This window comes from Bacillus timonensis (assembly GCF_004799755.1).
Lineage (GTDB): Bacteria > Bacillota > Bacilli > Bacillales > Bacillaceae_L > Ferdinandcohnia > Ferdinandcohnia timonensis_A.
The window spans coordinates 1-20,657 of sequence record NZ_SLUB01000034.1 but is presented as its reverse complement, the minus strand read 5'-3'; the positions used below and the strand labels follow the sequence as shown (position 1 = coordinate 20,657).

Genomic DNA, 20,657 nt, shown 5'->3' with positions numbered 1-20,657 from the left:
TTTTTCATTCATCTATCGATTTTAGCAAAATTCACAGACAGAAAAAAGGTGCCCAACAACCTAGTCGGACACCCCGTGAAAATCTGATTATGCACTTACTGTAAAGTTTGTACGTTTCATAATTTGTTGTGCAATCGGATGAATAATCGCCATTGCAATTATACCCATTACAGTTGTTGGAAGGACTACACTTAGGAACAGTCCGATGAATGTTCCAGGGAGACCAGCAACGATAAGTGCAACACTTAAGAAAACAATTCCTGAAACTAGAATTCCTACAGCAGTAACCGCACATATCATTATTATTGACTTGGTGTACTTTCTTGCAGCAATGAAGATGCTATAGAATACGAATGCTGAAACTACCTTATCGAATGGACTAGCAATTTGACCACCTGGGAAACCAGTTGTCAATGCTGAAATTACACCTGCGACAATCGCAACAAGCAGTACGTATTTCTTTTCAGGAAATAGGATAATTCCTAAAAACATCATGACCAACAATAAGTCAGGCTTCATTCCAAGGTAAATCGGTGGCATTACCGCATGCAGAACAGCACCCATTCCAATTAATAATGATAATAGTACTAAAACCTTTGTATTCATTTCTCATCTCTCCTCAGCTTTACTAAGCTATATTTTTGGATTCTCCAATAGTGCACTCATTGCCTATTGCAAAAATCTTACCTTTAATTATATCAGACTATCATCCTACTTGAAAGTTCTAATTTTCTGATTTAAAGGCTTTCATAAAGGAAGCAAGTGCTTCAACAGATTCATATGGAACCGCGTTGTAGATGGATGCACGGCAGCCACCGATGGAACGATGACCATTTAGACCAACAAAACCTTTTTCTTTCGCTTGTGCTAAGAACTTTTTCGTAAGCTCGTCACTAGGAAGTGTGTAGGACACGTTCATAATAGAACGGCTTCCGTCCTTGGCGTGAGCTTTATAGAAACCTTCTGATTCATCAATTGTATGATATAAAAGTGCTGCTTTTTCCTTGTTTCTTGCTTCGATCGCTGACACTCCACCTTGTTCCTTCACCCAATCAAGAACAAGTGACAGCATATAAATTGAAAAAGTTGGTGGTGTATTATAAAGAGAATTTGACTTCACGTGTGTATGGTAATCCAGCATTGTTGGCAGATTGCTGTTACTTTGTTTTAAAAGAGAATCCTTAATGATTGCAACCGTTACCCCAGAAGGTCCAAGGTTCTTTTGCGCGCCTGCATAAATCATCCCGAACTGCTCCACATTCGTTTCTCTGCATAAAATGTCACTTGACATATCTGCAATTAATGGGACATCCGTGTAGGTTGGGTATTTCTCCCATTGTGTTCCATAGATTGTGTTGTTTGAGGTAATGTGCACATATGCAGAGTTAGTCGAATGATTGTCCCCATTTACTTCAGGGATATAGCTGAATTTTTCGTCTTTGCTTGATGCGATGACATTGGTTTCCCCAAACTTATTTGCTTCTTCAAGTGCCTTTTGAGACCAAGAACCAGTTAAAATGTAGTCTGCTGTTTTACCTGGTGTTAAGAAATTCATTGGGATCATTGAGAATTGTAGACTAGCGCCTCCTTGTAAAAACAACACCTGATAGTCATCTGGAATCCGCAAAAGGGTACGTAAATCAGAAATAGCTTGTTGGTGAACTTGATCATATTCCTTACTACGATGGCTTAGTTCCATCACAGACATACCAGTTCCTTTGTAATTAACTAACTCTGCTTGTGCACGATTTAACACTTCAAGTGGCAGAGCAGAAGGGCCGGCATTAAAATTGTAAGCTCGTTGCATAGTTGATTCCTCCTATTTTATTGCTTTAGTTGAATAAAGTTATCTTATCACGTTTTTATGAAAAAAAAAGTGAAATTTTTTGAAAAAAGTGAAGAAAACGCTAACATAGCAATAAAAAAACAAGACTTAAAAAGTCCTGTCTGTAACAATTAATTTTGGATGGCTTTAGATATAGTGGAAGCGATGTTTTGTAAATCCTCACCTGTATATTGATTTTCATGTGACTTCCATACGATGCCAAATCCATCGCCTTTTCCATAACGTGGAATGAGGTGAAGGTGGAAGTGGAAAACAGATTGTCCAGCTTGTTCACCATTATTTTGTAAAAGATTCATTCCAATCGGATTGAATTCTTTTTTGATTGCATTTGCAATGGATGGTACGGCTTCAAAAATGTGCTGCGCGATTTCAGGTGTTAATTCAAATACATTTTCTTTATGTACTTTTGGAATAACAAGCGTATGTCCTTTTGAAACTTGGCTGATGTCTAAGAAAGCAAATACGTGTTCATTTTCAAATACTTTCGCAGTTGGAATATCCCCATTGATAATCTTACAAAAAATACAATCACTCATTAATGTCCATTCCTTTCAAAATTCAAATATTACCTCATATTTTATCATAGGTTCTTGAGATGTAAAAATTTTCATGATTCATTTCAAAAAAGAAACAGGATGCAATCGCAAAGGATGCACCCTGTTCTGAAGAAGGCTTACGTTAAAAGGTTAACGGTATCTTTGATAAACACCTCATTTTTTTTAGTAATGAAAGTCTTTATCTAATGGAGTGAGTCAATTTCGTGGTTCAAGCGGACCATCCCCTTGTCTTTTGGATATAAGCTTTTTTACGACTTATATTTCGACTAGGTAGCCTTTAACAAACACCTCATTTACAAAATAATGTTATTTTGTGGTTAGTGGTAATTTGTTATGAACTCACTTTCTCTCACATTTCCCAAAGTAACCATCCCCTTATAACAGGTTTAAAAAGCTGTCGTCTAAAACAAGGATATTGTCTTTAACAAACACCTCATTCCAGGTAGATGATTAACATCAAGGCTTTTTTCTTGCCCTCTTCAGGAATTAGTATGGCTTTTACGAGTCAAGATATACAAACTTTTTAACTATGTAAAAAAACCATTTTTTGATATGATTAAAAGAAATATAAATGCTAAGAAGGGAGCTTTCCATGGCACTATTAGAGATAAAAAATCTAACAGGTGGATATACACAAAATCCAGTTTTAAAAGATGTTTCCTTCCAGGTCAAACAAAATGAGATTGTAGGATTAATCGGATTAAACGGTGCAGGGAAAAGTACGACCATCAAACATATCATTGGTCTGATGGAACCGAAAAAAGGATCCATCCAAATCAACGGAAACACGATTCAAGAGGATATGGAAGCCTATCGATCCATGTTTAGTTTTATTCCTGAAACACCGATTCTTTATGATGAATTGACACTATATGAACATTTAGAACTAACGGCTATGGCCTATGGGTTAGACAAGAAAGTTTTTGTAGAAAGGGTACAACCTTTATTAAAAGAATTTCGAATGGATAAAAAGGTAAAGTTCTTCCCGTCTCATTTTTCAAAGGGAATGAAGCAAAAGGTAATGATTATGTGTGCCTTTCTGGTTGAACCTGATCTTTATATTATTGATGAGCCATTTGTGGGACTCGATCCGCTAGGTATCCAATCCTTATTAGAATTAATGAACAAAATGAAAAATCAAGGTGCAGGTATTTTGATGTCGACCCATATTCTTGCCACGGCTGAAAGGTACTGTGATTCGTTTATTATTTTACATAACGGGAAGGTAAAGGCCTCTGGCACTTTAGAGGATCTTAGGCAGCAATTTAAAATGGAGAACGCCACACTTGATGACATTTATATCAGCTTAACAAAGGAAGAAGAACATGATTGATATCAATGAATTATGGAGTAAGCGTCAAACCCAACATTTTAAGGAAATAAGCCGTTACTTACGCTATATGTTAAATGACCATTTATTGATTGCCCTCCTATTTTTAGGTGGAGGAGGAGCGTATTATTATAATTATTGGCTGCAGGATGTTCCAAAGGATTTTCCATATGCCATCATTATTGCGTTCATTTTAGGGTTTATTTTAACAAATAGTCGTATCCAAACCCTGGTAAAAGAGCCCGACCTCGTTTTTTTATTGCCCATTGAAAAGAAGCTAACGCCTTATTTTCAAAAGGCATTTTGGTATAGTTTATTCTCCCAAATCTATTTATTGTTAATTGTATTTGCGGTAGCAGCACCCTTGTATCTAGCTGTTACAGATAAAACCTTTTCGTCTTTAGCGGGGATTTTCGTGATTGTGTTATTGTGTAAAGCTTGGAACCTTTTAATGACCTGGTTTACACAATATTACACAGAAAGCTCAACCTATTATACTGATATCGTGATTCGCGTTATTTTAAATATCGTTCTCATGTATTTATTATTTTCAGGTGCATCGATTCTTGTGATTGGCAGTGTGGTTGTCATCATGGTAGGGTTGCTCCTATATTTTCATAAGTCAGTTGAAAATAAAGGGCTGAAATGGAATACATTAATCGAATTAGAATCGAAGCGAATGCTATCCTTTTACCGCATTGCAAATTTATTCACGGATGTTCCAAAGTTGAAGGAACGGGTGAAAAAAAGACCATGGCTCAATTGGGTGACAGCGTCAATTTCGTATTCAAAGAAAAATACGTTTCGTTACCTTTACACACGCACTTTTTTGCGAACAAGTGACTATTTAGGAATGTATGTGAGGCTCACGATTATTGGTGGATTGATCATTTATTTCGTTCCATTTCAATACGGAAAAGCCTTTGTTATGATTTTGTTTCTTTATTTAACGGGTTATCAGCTTATCACTTTATGGAGACATCATAGCTTAAAAATTTGGGTTCGCTTATACCCTGTAAGTGAAGCCGCGAAGATGACCTCTTATTTACAACTATTATTCCAGCTACTTGTTGTTCAGTCTATTATATTTACCATACTCTTGTTTCTAACTGCTGAAATCACAACATCACTCACTTTCTTAGTAATAGGTATTGTGTTTGTTTATCTATTTGTGTTTGTTTATACGAAAGGGAAAGTACATAAGCTGGATCGCATGTATGGTTAAATGAAACCTTTTCCTTTGGATTCACGTAGAAATACTAAACGAAAAGAAGGGTAGAGGTGCATGAACGATTCGTATATGGTAACGGTAGAAGAGGAATTATTTCAATGGCGCAAAAAGCTGGTTAAAAAGTCAAATATGCTCCAACGTGTATCGAAAAAAGCACAAACAAAAGTGAATGAACTGATACCTGAAAAAGCTCATACGGTCATTACCGAAAGTATTAAAAAAATGGTTCAGGCAACGTTGGTTGGTTCGGAATATACAACGAAGGGACAGTATCCTCAAGGGATGACGTTACAGGTTAAAGAAAAACTGATTGAAGATAAGTTAACCGTTTATCGACGAACTGCTGCAGCTGAAGGGGCTGGAACTGGAGCAGGAGGATTTCTATTATCGTTGGCCGATTTCCCATTACTTCTGTCGATCAAAATGAAATTCTTGTTTGAAGTGGCTGCGATTCATGGATTTGATACGAAAAACTATGAGGAACGCCTTTTCCTGTTGCAGGTGTTTCAACTTGCTTTTTCAAGTGATGATCATAAAAAGAGAACCTTACAAGTGATTGAGAATTGGGAGGAAGAAAAAAATCGTCTTGCGGAAATGGATTGGCGAGTTTTCCAACAAGAGTATCGCGATTATATTGATTTCGTGAAAATGCTTCAACTACTACCGGGTATCGGTGCAGTTGTCGGAGCTTATGCCAATTACAACCTTCTGGATCACTTAGGTGAAACCGCGAAAAATTGTTATCGATTACGCATATTAAAAGAAAGCAACTAGCTAAAACGCAAGAATGCTGTAAACAACAACATTCTTGCGTTTGTTTTGTTATTTTGACAATGTTGGTATCCGTGGAACATGCTAAAGCCGAAAAGTAGTAAGTATGTCCCGTAAGAAGTGTTTAGCGGTGCATGCTAGAGCCAAAAGACAGCAAGCATGTCCCGCAAGAAGTGTTCAGCGGTACATGCTAGAGCCGAAAGACAGCAAGCATGTCCCGCAAGAAGTGTTCAGCGGTACATGCTAGAGCCGAAAGACAGCAAGCATGTCCCCAAGAAGTGTTCAGAGGTACATGCTAGAGCCGAAAAACAATAAGCATGTCCCGCAAGAAGTGTTCAGAGGTACATGCGAGAGCCGAAAGACAGCAAGCATGTCCCCAAGAAGTGTTCAGCGGTACATGCTAGAGCCGAAAAACAATAAGCATGCTCCGCAAGAAATGATTAGCGGTGCATGCTTTAGTAAAAAAAGCTCCTAGCGTGTCACTAAAGATGTGTTTAGAAATACATAATTCGGGCAAAAATCGCCAGCATTGTCCGGGAAGTCCTTTTTATACTGTAGCTTCCTCAGACTTTTCTATTGATAAGTAGTTCAAGGTTGCAGCTCCCAATGTTTTTGCAGCAATGAGCATGGCTTTTTCATCAATATCAAATTTAGGATGATGATGTGGATAGGCATTTGCTTCATCAACTGGCATTGCTCCTGTAAAGAAAAAGCTTCCTGGAACATGCTGTAAATAATAGGCGAAATCCTCACCACCCATTTGAGGTGCCGTTTCATTTACGTGCACAACACCTGGAACATTCTCCGCAACTTCCACAAGGAAATCAGTTTGTTCCTTATGATTGACGACAGCGGGGTAGCCTCGGTGATAGGCATATGTGTAAGAGGAATCAGATGCAATGCAAGTTCCTTTTACAATTCGCTCAATTTCGACTTCAATTTGACTTCGTACATCCTCACTAAATGTTCGGACAGTTCCCTCAAGTTTCGCAGAGTCTGCAATTACGTTAAATGGATTTTCTGCAACGAATGAGCCAAGGGTTACGACTGCAGATTCAATTGGATCCACTCGTCTGCTCACAATTTGCTGTAAATTCATCACAAGTTGGGATCCAATCACAATTGCATCCTTTGTCGTATGTGGATGTGCACCGTGTCCACCTGACCCTTGAACCTTAATTTCAAATCGGTCGGCTGCAGCCATAATTGGACCAACACGGTATTCAATTGCTCCTGTAGGGGTAGTTGCCCATAAATGGGTTCCAAAAATAACGTCAACCCCTTCGAGACAGCCATCCTCAATCATCGCGATTGCGCCCCCTGGAGCGAATTCTTCCGCATGTTGGTGGATAAGAACAACATTTCCTGCGAGTTGATCCTTCATTTCATGGAGTGTTTTTGCCAGAACCAGCAATGTAGCGGTATGTCCATCATGGCCACATGCGTGCATCACACCAGGAACAGTCGATTTATAAGGTACATCCTTTTCATCTTGAATCGGTAGTGCATCAAAATCGGCTCTTAGTGCAACCGTAGGACCTGATTTGTCACCATGAATTTTTGCCACAACGCCGTTTCCTCCAACATTGGTGCGTACCTCGACCCCGATGTTTTTATAGAAATTGGCAATGTATTCAGCTGTTTTATATTCTTTAAAAGAAACTTCTGGGTGTTGATGCAAATAACGGCGGATATTAACCATTTCAGTATATTTATTATCTAAAGTATCATATAGGTTATGTAACATTTTCCGATTCTCCCCTCTTAGTAGTACGAATAAATTATATCATGATTATTTAGATTTTTAGTATTTTTCACGAAAAAAAGGAGGCAAGTATACCTCCTTAATAAATGGTTTCTACGATTGCATTTCCATTTTTCGCAACTTTTACTTTTGCATGTTTGGCATCACGTTGAAGGTCTAACCCAGTTCCTTCTTTTACAAAATAGCTTTCAATCCCAAGGATGACACCGTCATAACCATTGTATTTACCCGCAATCAGAACTTCATCTTCAGCAAGTTGATATTCTTTAGGGTCAATGGAGGTAAGTACTTTCTCACGTTGATACACACCATTTTTATCTTTTTTAGCAAGGATATAAACCCGATTTCCGGAATGAACATTTGTTAGTTCAGGAACTTCAGCAATTTCATAACGTAAGGTAACATAGTCCCCCTGAAGCATGGAACGGGGGTCAACTGGCGCTAATTCAAGAGTTATCTCTTTTCCATTTTTCAATAGTGATTCATTGCTTCCAATTTGATACCCGACAAATCCAATTTGGAGAAGGAGTATGAGCCCAATCAAAACCCACTGCTTCTTTGTAAATACGATTTCATTTGCAATCACCTTTACACCTGACCTTCTGTCAAACAATTGGGTGATGACAAAGAAGGTAAGCCCGATAATTAGAAGTGAAAGTGATTTGTGTACAAGTGACCAAACTAAGTCATAATAGGTAGAAATAAATAACGCAATCCAAAAGACAAGTGTCATTCGAAACATAAATACATCATCATTTCGTGAGTAGAAAAGGACTAATGTTGTTGTAATGATAAAGAACACTAGACTATATAAAATCTCTTGCCATATCAAATTATCCAGAAAGGTTAATGAATAAAAGAAGAGCAAAGTATAGAATGAACTAATTCTTTTTAAGTTAGAATCTGAACGAACGACATAAACGACATAATAGATGATTGCGTTTAACAGGGCAAACCCTAACAACACAAACTCTAAGTGTACCCATTGGCCCCATGTATCTAGGAAAAGATTCAAGGAACAACCAATGATTGTTGTATAGCTTAAGAATCGAATGATTCCATCCTTCATGACAATTGTGACCACGACAGATACGATTAAAAAGAAAATCGTAATGGGAGTCGATAGGAAAAATGCCTCAAGTAAACCAGAGAAGAAACCGATAAACAGCAATGTGTTTTGGGCATAGGGTCCTAGCTTTTTCACAAATAAGCCTACACTAATAAACAATAAACTCAAAATGACAGTTGGATAATAACTAGAAAATATAAGGAAAAGTACTCCACCGAAACTAATCGAAAACATAAAGGAACCTATAAGTGTGACAATCACGATTAAGATACCTTTAACAGCCTGACTAACTGGCGTCTCTGTGTGTTTAGTTGATAAGTGTCTAGCGAGAAGAACGCCACCAATGATCAGGGCAATAGATGCGATAGATCCGATTATTTGTAATCCAAGATAGCCAATTGCATCTCCGAATAAAAACGGGATTTCAATGATTTTTGTACACACGTAGATACTAACCATTGTAAATAAGATGATTGAAATATACTTATCAATTCTCTTTGTAACCAGATAGAAATAAGAAATGAAAGCAAATACTAGATACAATACATTCGTCCAACCACTATATGGTTCATACAATTCAAAAATACTCATACCAATTAACATGGCATGTGTCATTGTATAGGACAAATAACGAATTGAATGATTCGTTAAAAATCGCGTAAAGGTTAGCAAAAATAAGATTAAATTAATGACAGCAATGATGAGATATATGAGCCACTCTTGAAAATCTGTGCGGGCGATGAAGTATGATGAGGGATTCATATAGAACCAATAGGCAAGGTGAAAAAGCACAAAGCTTAATATAGATAAAGGGGCATAACGTGTGCAAATCGCAAGCAAAAACACAGGTATCAGCCAAATAAGGAAAAGTACATAACTATCTGCATGAGAGTTGTAAATTTGACCAATTAATGCAACACATAAGCCAAAGGAAATTGCACCTGCAACCAATAGCCATTTCCCTAAAAATACTTGATGTGAAAGGAGTTTTGAGGATAGGGCTGATAATAAATAAAATAAAGCAATCGCAGCAACTGCAAGTGCCACTTTTTCAAAACGTGTAAATTCTGGCCAATTTGCAGCAAAAAAATAAAGTACACCAGATAAAATCAAAACAATCGAAGCAAAGTAACCGAATGGAATTAACTTCTTCATTTATACTCCCCGTTTCTCCTAGGAAAAATAAAACTTTTCTACTAGTACTATATGTTGTAATAATGAATCGTTGTAACGATTATAATATATTTTTCCAATTATGATACCAATTTTTAATGAACAATTTCTTAAAAGATAAATGAGAATTTGGGGGAACCTAAATTTGAGGTGAATTACTTATGGAATTGTTTTCAGGAGAGTTTTTTTCAGCTCTACTTGCAATTGTAGTAATTGATCTCGTCTTAGCAGGCGACAATGCGATTGTAATCGGTTTAGCCGCAAGAAATTTACCGAAGAACCAGCAAAAACGAGCCATCATATGGGGAACTGTAGGAGCCATTATCATACGTGCAGCTGCTACCTTAGTTGTCGTATGGCTTCTCGAGATACCTGGATTACATCTCGTTGGAGGAATTTTCCTCATTTGGATAGCCTATAAGCTCCTCGTTGATGATCAAGAGGAGCATGAAATTGAGGCCAAAGGTTCTTTTGGATCCGCGGTTCGAACAATAATTGTTGCAGATGCTTTAATGGGACTTGATAATGTACTTGGAGTTGCCGGTGCTGCCCATGGTAGTTTTGTTTTGGTCATTACAGGGCTTATCATTTCAGTCCCAATCATGGTTTGGGGAAGTACGTTGTTTATTAAATTAATTGATCGTTTTCCAATCATTGTTACAATCGGTGCAGCCATACTTGCATGGACAGCTTCGAAAATGATTGTAGGAGAACCATTCCTCCAGGATTTTTTTGATAATCCATGGTTCAAATATGGATTTGAAGCACTCGTGATTATTGCTGTTGTGTTTATTGGAACAAAGATGAAGAAAACAAAAGCACAATCTATACAAGAAAAGCAAAAAGCATCTTAAACAAAGGTGGCCATCAAGGTCACCTTTTTTAGACGAGATGTATAAAACTTGGATAATAATGGATACTAACAATGAATTTGTACATAACAGGAAAGGAAGTATTTAGATGAAAAGAATGACTGGTTTTGTATTACTTTTAAGTTTCTTTCTTCTAGGAGGATTCCAAGCAGATGCTGAAGTGGAGAAGAGTGAAGAGAGACCTAAGGTAGAGCTTACTGATCAGCAAAAGAAAGAACTTGATCAGCTTTATCTTGAACTCCTTGAAACAAAGAAATCGATAATTAACAAATATGTTGAATATGGCGTTCTTCCAAAAGAGAAAGCCGATAAAAAGCTTAAATGGTTGGACGAGCATTACCAAAAAATAAAAGAACATGGATATATCCCAATGTATCATCATAAAAAGCATCATGATGATGAAGATAATAACGATAATGATTAATCGAGGAGCTAGATAAAACAGAACCTGTTTTGTCTAGCTTTTTTCTTTTCACATTAAGTAATCACGAACTCATGAAGTGTCACAACCACAGGTTTGCGCATTTATTTTTAATTATTCAAATAGGAATAGTATAATATACATATTGAATTAGTAAGCATGATTTGAAAAAAGGAGAGGTGAAAATGCCCATTTCATTTATAAAAACAGAGAAACAAAAGCATTTATATAAAATGGCTAGCGAATTAGCGGAGAGATTTCATGAGAGAGCTCAGGAGTATGATGAGACAGGAGAATTTCCTATATTAAATATTGAGGAATTAAAAAGAACAGGCTATACAAGTCTTTCTGTACCAAAGGAATATGGCGGGAAAGATAGCCTTTCCTTGTATGACTTTGTATTGTTGCAAGAAACGCTTGCTGTTGGGGATGGCTCAACCGCTTTGTCAATTGGATGGCATCTTGGGGCAACCATGGATTTATTTGAGAAGAAGCGCTGGAACGAAGAGAAACTTTCAGCTTATGCAAACCAGGTTTTACAAGGAGCCTTATACAATCGTGCTGCAACAGAACCCCAAACGGGCAGCCCTACTCGAGGTGGAAAACCCCAAACAACTGCTAAAAAAGAAGGGGATAAATGGATTCTTTCAGGAAGAAAATCATTTACAACCATGGTCCCTGTCCTTGATTATATCGGCGTCATTGCCTCGGTAGAAGGCACAGATCAAGTGGGTGAGTTTTTGGTCGAACGCTCTAAAGATGGAGTTACAATAGAAGAAACGTGGAATACCATTTCGATGAGGGGGACAGGAAGCCATGATTTAGTTCTTACAAATGTAGAACTAGAAGAAAATGATTTGGTAGAAATTTTAACCCCAGAATTAAAAGCAATACCAAGTGGCTGGATGCTACATATTCCAGCATGTTATCTAGGAATTGCAATTGCTGCAAGGAATTATGCAGTAAAATTCGCAAATGAATACTCTCCGAATAGTATAAAGGGACCGATAAGAACGATACCTAATGTAGCAAGAGTCGTTGGGGAAATGGAAGCTGAGCTGCTTCAGGCGCGTCATGTATTGTACTCAATTGCTGACAAATGGGATCGAACCGTTGACCGGAGCCAGCTCGGTCCAGAATTAGGTCTTGCCAAACACATTGCAACAAATAGTGCACTTTCTGTAGTTGATAAAGCAATGCGAATTGTGGGTGCAAAAAGTCTACATAAATCCAATCCACTACAACGGTACTATCGCGATGTGAGAGCAGGTCTTCATAATCCACCAATGGACGATATGACAATTGCTAAGCTTGCGGATTTAGCTTTTAAGGAAATGGAATAATACGTGAAAAGTAGTCATAAAAAAATCGATGTGTGACTACTTTTTTTCTTTTAGTTATACTAACTAGGGGAAGGTGTTTTATGTATAGATTCATTTTTTTACTCATACTTGTCTTATTTTTAAATGCATGTGGGTCTCCTGAGGAAACTGAAAATGTTAAAAATGCGGAGATAACTGTTTCTGCTGCAGCAAGCATGCAAAATGTGCTCCAGGAATTAAAGAAAAACTTTGAAGAAAAACATCCAACAATCGATATTTCCTTTAATTTTGGAGCATCAGGTGCACTTTCCCAACAAATATCACAAGGTGCACCAGTAGATTTATTTTTATCCGCGTCACTGGAGAAATTCAATGAATTAAGGGATAACGGGCTAATTCATGAAAAATTTCAACAAAACTTAATCGGTAATGAAATTGTCTTAATTACTCCACAAAATAATAAACATATTAAATCGGTGGAAGATTTGAAAAAAGCAAAGCGAATTTCAATCGGTATCCCAGAAAGTGTTCCAGCAGGAGCATATGCAAAAGAAGCAATAGATAATATGGGGCTGTGGAATACGATTGAAAATCAACTTGTTCTTTCTAAGGATGTTCGTCAAGTACTTACATATGTGGAAACAGGAAATGTCGATGCAGGATTTGTTTATAAAACAGATACGCAAATGTCTAATCAAATTCAAGTCATCACGAGTGTGGACTCTAAATACCATTCACCTATTATCTATCCAATTGGAGTTATCAAATCTTCGAAACATGTCAAAGAGGCAACACTATTTTATGAATATTTATTAAGTGAGGAGGCTATAACGCTATTTGAGGAATATGGTTTTACACGTATCCAATAAAAAAGCAATTGGCGCATATGTCCAATTGCTTTTTTCCTACTTACATATAAGGATGTACGCCCTTTGCTACTTCTTGAACGATGGATGCAAGGGATGATATTTGTTGATCATCTAAATTAAAAGACTCTTTGATTTTCGTTTCAAGGTTGCTTGTAATTCTGCGTTTGCCAACTTCGACAAGAGCAATTAGCGCAAAGCTGCAATTGACAGCCTTAGCAAAATCACGTTGAGTCATGTTGTTTCTTTTGCGTAAAAATTTAACGATATCTTTGTTAATCCTAGGCATATTTCCACACTCCTTACCTATGGCTTTTTACAAGTGAATACATGGACTGAACAATCTATTATTCTATGATATTCACAATATTACCATCATCTTTAAAATTCGTCTAGGCAGGTTTTTCATTACCTAAGATTTGAAAGCTGTAGAGTTTTACTACAGCTTAGTTATCACCGTACAGTCGACGTGCGGCATGATTTGTAGGACCAACATACTCATTGAGCTGGAAGGAATGACGAATAGCAGCTGTGATGAATTTCTTCGCTTCATATATGGCTTCCTTTACATCTAATCCTTTTGCAAGTCCAGCCGCAATCGCAGCAGAAGAAGTGCAGCCTGCACCGTGGGTAAATGATGTCTCGAAACGATCGTCTTCAAGGACCTCTATTTCATTTCCATCATATAAAACATCTACTGCTTTATCATGTTTTAACTTTCCGCCACCTTTTACAAGTACATATTTTGCACCAAGGTCATGTATCTTAACAGCAGCATCTTTCATCTGATCGATAGTTGTAATTGAACCAATTCCACTTAGTTGGCCAGCTTCAAATAAATTTGGCGTAATGACGGTTGCAAGTGGAGTAAGTATTTCTCTAAGAGCAACAGCATGGTCTGGAAATAGGACTTCGTCTTCGCCCTTACAAACCATTACAGGGTCAACCACAAATTTTTGAAGATTATGCTTTTTTACCGCATCAGCAGCAATTTCAATAATATCAACAGTAGGAAGCATTCCTGTCTTTGCCGCATCAACACCAATGCCATCAAGAATAGTTGCTAACTGTGCCTTGATGATATCATGGTCAACGGGAAACACTTGGTGATTCCAATGATTATTTGGGTCCATCGCAACAATTACAGTTAAGGCAGACATGCCATAAACCCCATTTTCTTGGAAAGTCTTTAAGTCGGCTTGAAGTCCAGCTCCACCACTGCTATCAGAACCTGCAATTGTTAACGCTTTTGGTAAACTCATATTTGAAACCCCCATCCGAAATGTTTGACATGATTATTATATATCAATTGTTAAAAATAGATATATTTTTGAAGAAAAAAACCGAAATAACAACTTTACAATATAAGGAAGGTATAAAACGTTGATTTAGTATTAAAGAATTTGATACAATACTCTGATGTAAGAGAAAAAGTGTAATTCGATCCTAGACACATTCATATCTTGCAAATATTAATGATAGGCGGTCGAAAAATAATGACAAAAACAAAACCTTATCGAGTATTACTTTATTACCAGTATGTGACAATTGAAAATCCAGCCGAATTTGCTAAAGAGCATCTTGCCTTCTGTAAGGAAATTGGTTTAAAAGGTCGTATTTTAGTCGCGACTGAGGGGATTAACGGAACAGTTTCCGGTACAATTGAACAAACTGACAAGTATATGGAAGAAATGAGAAAAGATCCACGCTTCGCAAGCATTGTATTTAAAATTGATGAAGCAGATGGACATGCATTTAAGAAAATGCACGTTAGACCACGTCCCGAACTTGTGAACTTAAGCCTTGAGGATGATATTAATCCACGTGAATTAACTGGTAAATACTTAAGTCCAAAAGAATTTTATGAAAAAATGCAAGATCAGAATACGATTATTCTTGATGCACGAAACACCTATGAATTTGATTTAGGACATTTCAGAGGTGCAATCAGACCTGACGTTGAAACATTCCGCGATTTACCACAGTGGGTACGTGAAAATAAAGACATGCTTGAAGGTAAAAAGATTTTAACATACTGTACAGGCGGTATTCGTTGTGAAAAATTCTCTGGCTGGTTAGTGAGAGAAGGCTTTGAGGAAGTTGGCCAACTTCATGGTGGTATTGCGACATACGGAAAAGATCCTGAGGTACAAGGTGACCTTTGGGATGGTCAACTCTATGTTTTTGATGAAAGAATTGCGGTTCCAGTAAATCAAAAAGAACATGTTATTGTTGGTAAAGACCATTTCACTGGTGAACCATGTGAACGATATGTTAACTGTGCAAATCCAGAATGTAATAAACAAATTCTATGTTCTGAAGAAAATGAGCATAAATATTTAAGAGGCTGTACTCATGAATGTCGTGTTCATCCGCGTAACCGTTATGTAGAAGAGAACGGTTTAACTGAGGAAGAAGTAGTTGAACGTTTGCAAGCTCTTGAAAAAGAATTAGTTCAACAATAAGAATGATGACCCACAGTGATGATAGTTCACTGTGGTTTTTTCTATAATGCTTTTGGGAGTCCTGGTTCGTCATTTTCTGGTACAATATAGGAAAGAAAGGAGAGAATCTGTGAAATTTATTGCGTCTCATTCGTATATTGTTATACAAAGAAAAATTGAGTGGAATGAACAAAAATTTATTGAAACACATCATCAACTACGATTATTCGAAGACAGAATCCTTTCTTCTACAAATGAATTTCAACTAGAACATGTGTATGATGTATCCTTCCGAACAAGCTTTTTATACCTCCATACCAATCAAGGAGTTTTCTCCTATCATACAAAAGAAGATCCAATTGAATTTATTCAAGCTTTTAAAGGCTTAAAACAATAAATATTCGAGGTGAACTATGGAAATCGATAAAATTGTCAATGTCGTCAAAAATCGAACTCCATCCATATTAGGTCTTGGTGATTTCAAACGCTTTTCCATTCTTCTTCCTTTGCTTAAAAAAGATAATGAAGTCCATATCCTGTTTGAGGTTCGATCAAGCCAACTAAGAAGGCAGCCAGGTGAGATTTGCTTTCCAGGCGGGAAAATGGATTCATCTGATAAGGATGAAAAACATACAGCGATAAGGGAAACAATGGAGGAACTAGGAATAAAAGAGAGTGCGATTACAGATGTAAGTCCATTAGATTTTTTTGTATCACCGTTTGGTACGATTATTTATCCATTTGTTGGTTTGATAAACAATCCTGATGAGATTCACCCGAATCCGGGAGAAGTTGGCGAGGTGTTTACGGTCCCATTGTCATTTTTTCAGGCAAATCCACCACAAATTTTCAAAGTGAATTTTCATGTTGAACCTGAAGAAAACTTCCCCTTCAACGATATCATTGGTGGCGAGAATTATAAGTGGCAGGTAAGAGGAATGGATGAATGCTTTTATTATTATGAAGATCGTGTTATATGGGGCTTAACAGCCGGAATCTTAAAACATTTTTTAGAAGTCATTGAAAAACCCTAAATAAGGGCTTTTTGTTTATTATTGAGTGGCATTGGTAATAGATTAACGGCTTTATGCTTCATCCAGTTCCACTTCATACCAGATATTAGGAGGATGGTGTCCCTCGAATGGCCGTGGAGTTCCACGAGGTACCAGATATTAGGAGGATGGTGTCCCTCGAATGGCCGTGGAGTTCCACGAAGTACCAGATATTAGGAGGGCGGTGTCCCTCGAATGGCCGTAGAGTTCCACGAAGTACCAGATATTAGGAGGGCGGTGTCCCTCGAGTGGCCGTGGAGTTCCACGAAACACCAAATACTAGGAGGGTGGCCTCACTCCAAATCGAGACTATCGGATAGTCAAATAAAAAGAGTATTGCTCAAATGAACAATACTCTTAGATAACTCTAGTTTCCAAGTAATCCTTGTACCTTTTCTTTCAGTTTTTGACTAACATCCTTCATGTCCTTTTTCGCTTCTTCCAGAACTAGCTTCCATTTTGCACTTTCTTCTTTTAAGGCTTCTTCCACTTTTTCAGCCTTCTCTTTGATTTCTTCTTTTGAAATTGTTTTTCGATCTTCTTGTCCGGATAGTTTCGCATTAACCGAAACAACATCAAATGGATCCACTTCCATCGATGGAAGCATCTCCTCCATCATTGCCCTAAATAAAGGAACGATATAATCTGAGCTGCTTCCTTGAATATAATGAGTTTTATCTGTTTTGTCATAGCCTAACCAAACAGCTCCAACGAAATTAGGCGTATATCCGACAAACCATTGATCTTTTGTCCCATTTATATCTTTATATGGAAGTTGGGTTGAACCCGTTTTACCAGCTAACTCAACTCCTTTGATTTTTGTTCCCTTACCTGAACCTGTTTCAACTACGTTTAGAAGCATGGACGTTATATCATCAGCTACTTTTTTGGAAGTGACTCGAGTGGTCTTATGCTTATGTTCAGCGATCACATTCCCGGTTGGTCCTACTATTTTAGAAATAAGATGTCCATCTGGTCGTTTTCCATCATTGGCAAAAACGGAATAGGCCTCTGCAAGTTGTAATGGTGAAGTTCCTTTATGCATACCCCCAAGTCCAATTCCGAGGTATTTATCTTCATCTGTATAAGGAATGCCAAATCGTCGAAGAGCATCAAGTCCTTTATCTATTCCAATTTGATCTAACAGCCACACGGTAGGTGCATTCAGGGAATCCTCTAATGCTTCATACATCTTTACCTCACCTTGGTAAGTTCTTGAGAAATTCTCTGGTGTGTAATCGCCATATGTTTTCAACTCATCCTTGAGCACGGAAGTAACCTCATATCCTTCTTCAAGTGCAGGAGTATAGACTGCTAGTGGTTTAATCGTTGACCCTGGTTGTGCCTGCAAATGGGTGGCACGATTAAAACCACGGAATACATAATCACCACGGCCTCCGACTAATCCAAGTACTCCACCTGTTTCAGGATGTAACATAACGGCTCCACTTTGGACGAGCACATCTTTCCCTTTTGGGAAGAGGTAGTCTTTTTTATAGACAGCTTCAAGAGATGTTTGAATCTGTTGATCCATTTCCGTATAGATTCGGTATCCACGAGTAAGGATTTCCTCTTGAGTTAGTCCATATGTTTTTATAGCTTCATCTAGAACAGCATCTACATAATAGGGATAGTTTCGTTGAATATAACTACCGCCACCATCCTCAAGCTTGATTTCTTCCTTTTTTGCTTGTGCATATTCATCGTCAGAAATCATCTTTAATTCATGCATTTTCAAAAGAACAGTATTTCTTCTCTTGATTGCTCCATCGTAATTTCTGTAAGGATCTAATGCAGAAGGAGCTTGGAGAAGTCCGGCCAACATTGCCGCCTCACTAATCGATACATGTTCAATATCTGTATTAAAATACTTTTTAGAAGCTTGGCTGATTCCCCATGAGCCATTTCCAAAGAAAACCTGATTTAAGTACATTTGCAAAATTTCATCTTTGGAATAATGCTTTTCAATTTCTAATGCTAAAAAGAGTTCCTCTATTTTCCGTTTATAGGTCTGTTCAGGAGAGAGAAGTGCATTTTTTGTCAACTGCTGAGTGATGGTACTTCCTCCACCGGTGATTCTTCCCGCAAATATGTTATTAAAAAAGGCACGCATGATTCCTTTAATATCAAAGCCATTATGGCTATAAAAGCGTTCATCTTCAATGGCAATGACTGCATTTTTTACATGGGCGGGCAGTTCTTCAACCTGAACACCTTCCGTTCGATTTGTCACAATATTGGTGGCAACCTCACCATCTTTATCATAAATAACAGTTGCTTGGCGCAATCCGTCCTTCAATGACTGGACGTTTGCTTGGCTTGCCATGAAAGCAAAGAAAAGCATGGACACTAAAACAAAAACTAATATGATCAGTAATAAAATTTTTGTCAGATGCTTTTCACGCCAAAATCGTTTAATAGATTCCCAGGCACGTTTTAGATACGGCATTATTTTTTCAAATATACCTTTCATATTTGTTTCTCCAATCGTTAGGATGCTTGAACTTATATTTTATAACAGTTATTCGAATAAGAGAAATATAATATGACGTTGTATAGTTTAAAGGAACTTTATAAGGTTTGTTATACGGGAGAGTAAATTGATGGGAATTGGGGGTTTCATGTTGTCATAAATAAAGCCTACAGCGATCCTTCATACTGTAGGCCTTCGTCATCTATGAAGCTAGTTTGCTTTTCTTTTCTGGCTTAATAGCAAATAAACCGCCAAGCAAAAACGTTCCACTAATAAAAAACACGGAAAAAATTCCAGCCCATGAACCCACCAACCCAAAGAAAACAGGGGCAATTAACTGAGACAGCCGATTAGAGGCAAGTCGTAATCCCAGTACTTCACCAGTCCTTGTTTTTGGTGAAGCATTATAGGTGGTTGTCATCGAAAGTGGTTGGCCACATCCCAAACCAAGTCCCATTAGGGCACTTAAAGCACCTAATAAAATCACATTACCTGTAAACGGAACTAATAAGAACGATATTCCAGCCATAAAAACAGAAGCAATTAATACAATGTCCCTTCCAAGCTTTTCTGTTAGTGCAGGTAACAAAAATCTCACAAAAATTATTGCAAATCCTTGAATTGCGATAATCCAACCAATCCTTGAAGTTGTAATACCATACTGCTTTGCAAAAAGCGGAAAATAGGCGATGAAAATATCCTTTGAATAAAGAACAAGTGCACTGGCAATTAATGCTTTACGTAAAATTGGAATTTTTAATAAGCTAACAGATGAATTTAGGCTAACTTTTTTCACTTCTTTATTTCTCTTAATAACAGGAATAAATACTGCCATTACGATTGGAACAATAATGATAAATATGGAGGCAATGAAAACGGATGAATACGAAATATGTTCTCCCATGTAACCTGCTATCACCGGCCCAATCATTGAACCAAAAGCAACAGCCATTCCAAAATAACTATAATAACGATCACGGTTGTTTTCCTTAGAGATGTTTCCTAATAGATTTTGAAGAGACACAGTTATAAAAATAGTTGAAACGCCTACAATTAACTGGGAAATATATAATGAAATGAGGGAAGGGAAGTAGTACGGAATCGCCATACCGGTTGCAACGCCTATTAGTCCTGCTATAACGGGTAACCGATCTCCAATCTTATCGGCAATCCTCCCAGCATGAATCGCAAATATTAATGGGAAAAATGCATAAACAGCAGTCAAAATACCGATGTCAAATGTTGAAGCTCCCAAATCTGTAGCATACAAAGAGATAATCGCTCTAGTCATATTCATTACGGTTTGAAAAAATAAAACGATTAATAAAATAACATTTACAACCATCAAAATTACCCTCTCACTGTATAAATTTATGATCATATTAAATCAAGGAGATTTTAGGTCAAAATGTTAAAGCCCTATATCAAAAATATAGTATACTACTACTGTCTCTTATACACATCT

The 20,657-nt window shown here is 37.4% G+C and carries 19 protein-coding genes; 10 read left to right on the top strand and 9 right to left on the bottom strand.

From position 1 onward, the window contains the following. Positions 1 to 87 precede the first annotated feature (87 nt). The 3 genes from E1I69_RS16325 to E1I69_RS16315 all read right to left on the bottom strand — a co-directional run bounded on the left by E1I69_RS16325 (position 88) and on the right by E1I69_RS16315 (position 2,382). Entirely contained in the window at positions 88 to 606 is a 519-nt protein-coding gene (locus tag E1I69_RS16325; RefSeq protein WP_136380632.1) for a tryptophan transporter, read from the bottom strand. 118 nt (positions 607 to 724) lie between these two features. Continuing rightward, positions 725 to 1,807, bottom strand: coding sequence for a 3-phosphoserine/phosphohydroxythreonine transaminase (gene serC / locus E1I69_RS16320; protein WP_136380631.1), 1,083 nt, complete (start codon positions 1,805 to 1,807; stop codon positions 725 to 727). 149 nt (positions 1,808 to 1,956) lie between these two features. Beyond that, entirely contained in the window at positions 1,957 to 2,382 is a 426-nt protein-coding gene (locus E1I69_RS16315) for an HIT family protein (RefSeq protein WP_136380630.1), read from the bottom strand. Between the two features lie 613 nt (positions 2,383 to 2,995). Here E1I69_RS16315 and E1I69_RS16310 point away from each other — a divergent pair. Genes E1I69_RS16310 through E1I69_RS16300 form a run of 3 tightly spaced genes read left to right on the top strand, consistent with a single transcriptional unit; the run spans position 2,996 to position 5,738 of the window. Then, entirely contained in the window at positions 2,996 to 3,736 is a 741-nt protein-coding gene (locus E1I69_RS16310) for an ABC transporter ATP-binding protein (RefSeq protein ID WP_136380629.1), read from the top strand. Further along, complete coding sequence (locus tag E1I69_RS16305; RefSeq protein ID WP_136380628.1) at positions 3,729 to 4,958, top strand: ABC transporter permease; 1,230 nt, start codon at positions 3,729 to 3,731, stop codon at positions 4,956 to 4,958. Before E1I69_RS16310 ends, E1I69_RS16305 begins: the two co-directional genes overlap by 8 nt. Positions 4,959 to 5,018: 60 nt before the next feature. Beyond that, entirely contained in the window at positions 5,019 to 5,738 is a 720-nt protein-coding gene (locus E1I69_RS16300) for an EcsC family protein (RefSeq protein WP_278186172.1), read from the top strand. Positions 5,739 to 6,282: 544 nt separating this feature from the next. On the opposite strand, the gene E1I69_RS16295 is transcribed toward E1I69_RS16300, so the two are convergent. Together E1I69_RS16295 and E1I69_RS16290 are read right to left on the bottom strand one after the other, a co-directional pair. Beyond that, positions 6,283 to 7,482 (bottom strand): M20 family metallopeptidase, encoded by a 1,200-nt coding sequence (locus E1I69_RS16295; RefSeq protein WP_136380627.1) that lies wholly within the window; start codon positions 7,480 to 7,482, stop codon positions 6,283 to 6,285. Between the two features lie 97 nt (positions 7,483 to 7,579). Continuing rightward, a complete protein-coding gene (locus E1I69_RS16290; RefSeq protein ID WP_136380626.1) occupies positions 7,580 to 9,724 on the bottom strand; it encodes a GDYXXLXY domain-containing protein in 2,145 nt (714 codons plus the stop codon). A gap of 179 nt (positions 9,725 to 9,903) precedes the next feature. Here E1I69_RS16290 and E1I69_RS16285 point away from each other — a divergent pair, with 179 nt between their 5' ends. From E1I69_RS16285 to modA, 4 genes are all read left to right on the top strand, one after another. Next, positions 9,904 to 10,596, top strand: coding sequence for a TerC family protein (locus tag E1I69_RS16285; protein ID WP_136380625.1), 693 nt, complete (start codon positions 9,904 to 9,906; stop codon positions 10,594 to 10,596). A gap of 106 nt (positions 10,597 to 10,702) precedes the next feature. Further along, positions 10,703 to 11,038 carry a DUF2680 domain-containing protein gene (locus E1I69_RS16280; RefSeq protein ID WP_136380624.1) on the top strand — a complete coding sequence of 112 codons (336 nt, stop codon included), beginning with the start codon at positions 10,703 to 10,705 and terminating at the stop codon, positions 11,036 to 11,038. A gap of 182 nt (positions 11,039 to 11,220) precedes the next feature. Further along, positions 11,221 to 12,378: an acyl-CoA dehydrogenase family protein gene (locus tag E1I69_RS16275; protein ID WP_136380623.1), complete on the top strand. Its 1,158-nt coding sequence runs from the start codon at positions 11,221 to 11,223 to the stop codon at positions 12,376 to 12,378. Between the two features lie 80 nt (positions 12,379 to 12,458). After that, positions 12,459 to 13,226 (top strand): molybdate ABC transporter substrate-binding protein, encoded by a 768-nt coding sequence (gene modA / locus E1I69_RS16270; protein ID WP_136380622.1) that lies wholly within the window; start codon positions 12,459 to 12,461, stop codon positions 13,224 to 13,226. A gap of 40 nt (positions 13,227 to 13,266) precedes the next feature. Here the strand turns inward: modA and E1I69_RS16265 are convergent, their stop codons facing one another. Further along, entirely contained in the window at positions 13,267 to 13,512 is a 246-nt protein-coding gene (locus E1I69_RS16265) for a helix-turn-helix domain-containing protein (protein ID WP_242634619.1), read from the bottom strand. 157 nt (positions 13,513 to 13,669) lie between these two features. Next, complete coding sequence (locus E1I69_RS16260; RefSeq protein ID WP_136380621.1) at positions 13,670 to 14,485, bottom strand: bifunctional hydroxymethylpyrimidine kinase/phosphomethylpyrimidine kinase; 816 nt, start codon at positions 14,483 to 14,485, stop codon at positions 13,670 to 13,672. Between the two features lie 234 nt (positions 14,486 to 14,719). Here E1I69_RS16260 and E1I69_RS16255 point away from each other — a divergent pair, with 234 nt between their 5' ends. The 3 genes from E1I69_RS16255 (at position 14,720) to E1I69_RS16245 (ending at position 16,701) form a co-directional block, all read left to right on the top strand. Further along, positions 14,720 to 15,688: a rhodanese-related sulfurtransferase gene (locus E1I69_RS16255; protein ID WP_136380620.1), complete on the top strand. Its 969-nt coding sequence runs from the start codon at positions 14,720 to 14,722 to the stop codon at positions 15,686 to 15,688. A 109-nt stretch (positions 15,689 to 15,797) separates the two neighbouring features. After that, complete coding sequence (locus E1I69_RS16250) at positions 15,798 to 16,064, top strand: hypothetical protein (RefSeq protein ID WP_136380619.1); 267 nt, start codon at positions 15,798 to 15,800, stop codon at positions 16,062 to 16,064. A 16-nt stretch (positions 16,065 to 16,080) separates the two neighbouring features. Beyond that, positions 16,081 to 16,701 (top strand): NUDIX hydrolase, encoded by a 621-nt coding sequence (locus E1I69_RS16245; protein WP_136380618.1) that lies wholly within the window; start codon positions 16,081 to 16,083, stop codon positions 16,699 to 16,701. Between the two features lie 385 nt (positions 16,702 to 17,086). Here the strand turns inward: E1I69_RS16245 and E1I69_RS16240 are convergent, their stop codons facing one another. Together E1I69_RS16240 and E1I69_RS16235 are read right to left on the bottom strand one after the other, a co-directional pair. After that, on the bottom strand, positions 17,087 to 19,168 hold the full coding sequence (locus tag E1I69_RS16240; RefSeq protein ID WP_136380655.1) for a transglycosylase domain-containing protein: 2,082 nt from the start codon (positions 19,166 to 19,168) through the stop codon (positions 17,087 to 17,089). A gap of 226 nt (positions 19,169 to 19,394) precedes the next feature. Beyond that, positions 19,395 to 20,537 (bottom strand): MFS transporter, encoded by a 1,143-nt coding sequence (locus tag E1I69_RS16235; RefSeq protein ID WP_136380617.1) that lies wholly within the window; start codon positions 20,535 to 20,537, stop codon positions 19,395 to 19,397. Positions 20,538 to 20,657 lie beyond the last annotated feature (120 nt).

What these genes read in the sequence shown, in the direction of transcription:
- E1I69_RS16325 (WP_136380632.1), bottom strand. Translation starts at nt 606, where the DNA reads ATGAATACAAAGGTTTTAGTACTATTATCATTATTAATTGGAATGGGT.
- serC (WP_136380631.1), bottom strand. Translation starts at nt 1,807, where the DNA reads ATGCAACGAGCTTACAATTTTAATGCCGGCCCTTCTGCTCTGCCACTT.
- E1I69_RS16315 (WP_136380630.1), bottom strand. Translation starts at nt 2,382, where the DNA reads ATGAGTGATTGTATTTTTTGTAAGATTATCAATGGGGATATTCCAACT.
- E1I69_RS16310 (WP_136380629.1), top strand. Translation starts at nt 2,996, where the DNA reads ATGGCACTATTAGAGATAAAAAATCTAACAGGTGGATATACACAAAAT.
- E1I69_RS16305 (WP_136380628.1), top strand. Translation starts at nt 3,729, where the DNA reads ATGATTGATATCAATGAATTATGGAGTAAGCGTCAAACCCAACATTTT.
- E1I69_RS16300 (WP_278186172.1), top strand. Translation starts at nt 5,019, where the DNA reads ATGAACGATTCGTATATGGTAACGGTAGAAGAGGAATTATTTCAATGG.
- E1I69_RS16295 (WP_136380627.1), bottom strand. Translation starts at nt 7,482, where the DNA reads ATGTTACATAACCTATATGATACTTTAGATAATAAATATACTGAAATG.
- E1I69_RS16290 (WP_136380626.1), bottom strand. Translation starts at nt 9,724, where the DNA reads ATGAAGAAGTTAATTCCATTCGGTTACTTTGCTTCGATTGTTTTGATT.
- E1I69_RS16285 (WP_136380625.1), top strand. Translation starts at nt 9,904, where the DNA reads ATGGAATTGTTTTCAGGAGAGTTTTTTTCAGCTCTACTTGCAATTGTA.
- E1I69_RS16280 (WP_136380624.1), top strand. Translation starts at nt 10,703, where the DNA reads ATGAAAAGAATGACTGGTTTTGTATTACTTTTAAGTTTCTTTCTTCTA.
- E1I69_RS16275 (WP_136380623.1), top strand. Translation starts at nt 11,221, where the DNA reads ATGCCCATTTCATTTATAAAAACAGAGAAACAAAAGCATTTATATAAA.
- modA (WP_136380622.1), top strand. Translation starts at nt 12,459, where the DNA reads ATGTATAGATTCATTTTTTTACTCATACTTGTCTTATTTTTAAATGCA.
- E1I69_RS16265 (WP_242634619.1), bottom strand. Translation starts at nt 13,512, where the DNA reads ATGCCTAGGATTAACAAAGATATCGTTAAATTTTTACGCAAAAGAAAC.
- E1I69_RS16260 (WP_136380621.1), bottom strand. Translation starts at nt 14,485, where the DNA reads ATGAGTTTACCAAAAGCGTTAACAATTGCAGGTTCTGATAGCAGTGGT.
- E1I69_RS16255 (WP_136380620.1), top strand. Translation starts at nt 14,720, where the DNA reads ATGACAAAAACAAAACCTTATCGAGTATTACTTTATTACCAGTATGTG.
- E1I69_RS16245 (WP_136380618.1), top strand. Translation starts at nt 16,081, where the DNA reads ATGGAAATCGATAAAATTGTCAATGTCGTCAAAAATCGAACTCCATCC.
- E1I69_RS16240 (WP_136380655.1), bottom strand. Translation starts at nt 19,168, where the DNA reads ATGCCGTATCTAAAACGTGCCTGGGAATCTATTAAACGATTTTGGCGT.
- E1I69_RS16235 (WP_136380617.1), bottom strand. Translation starts at nt 20,537, where the DNA reads ATGGTTGTAAATGTTATTTTATTAATCGTTTTATTTTTTCAAACCGTA.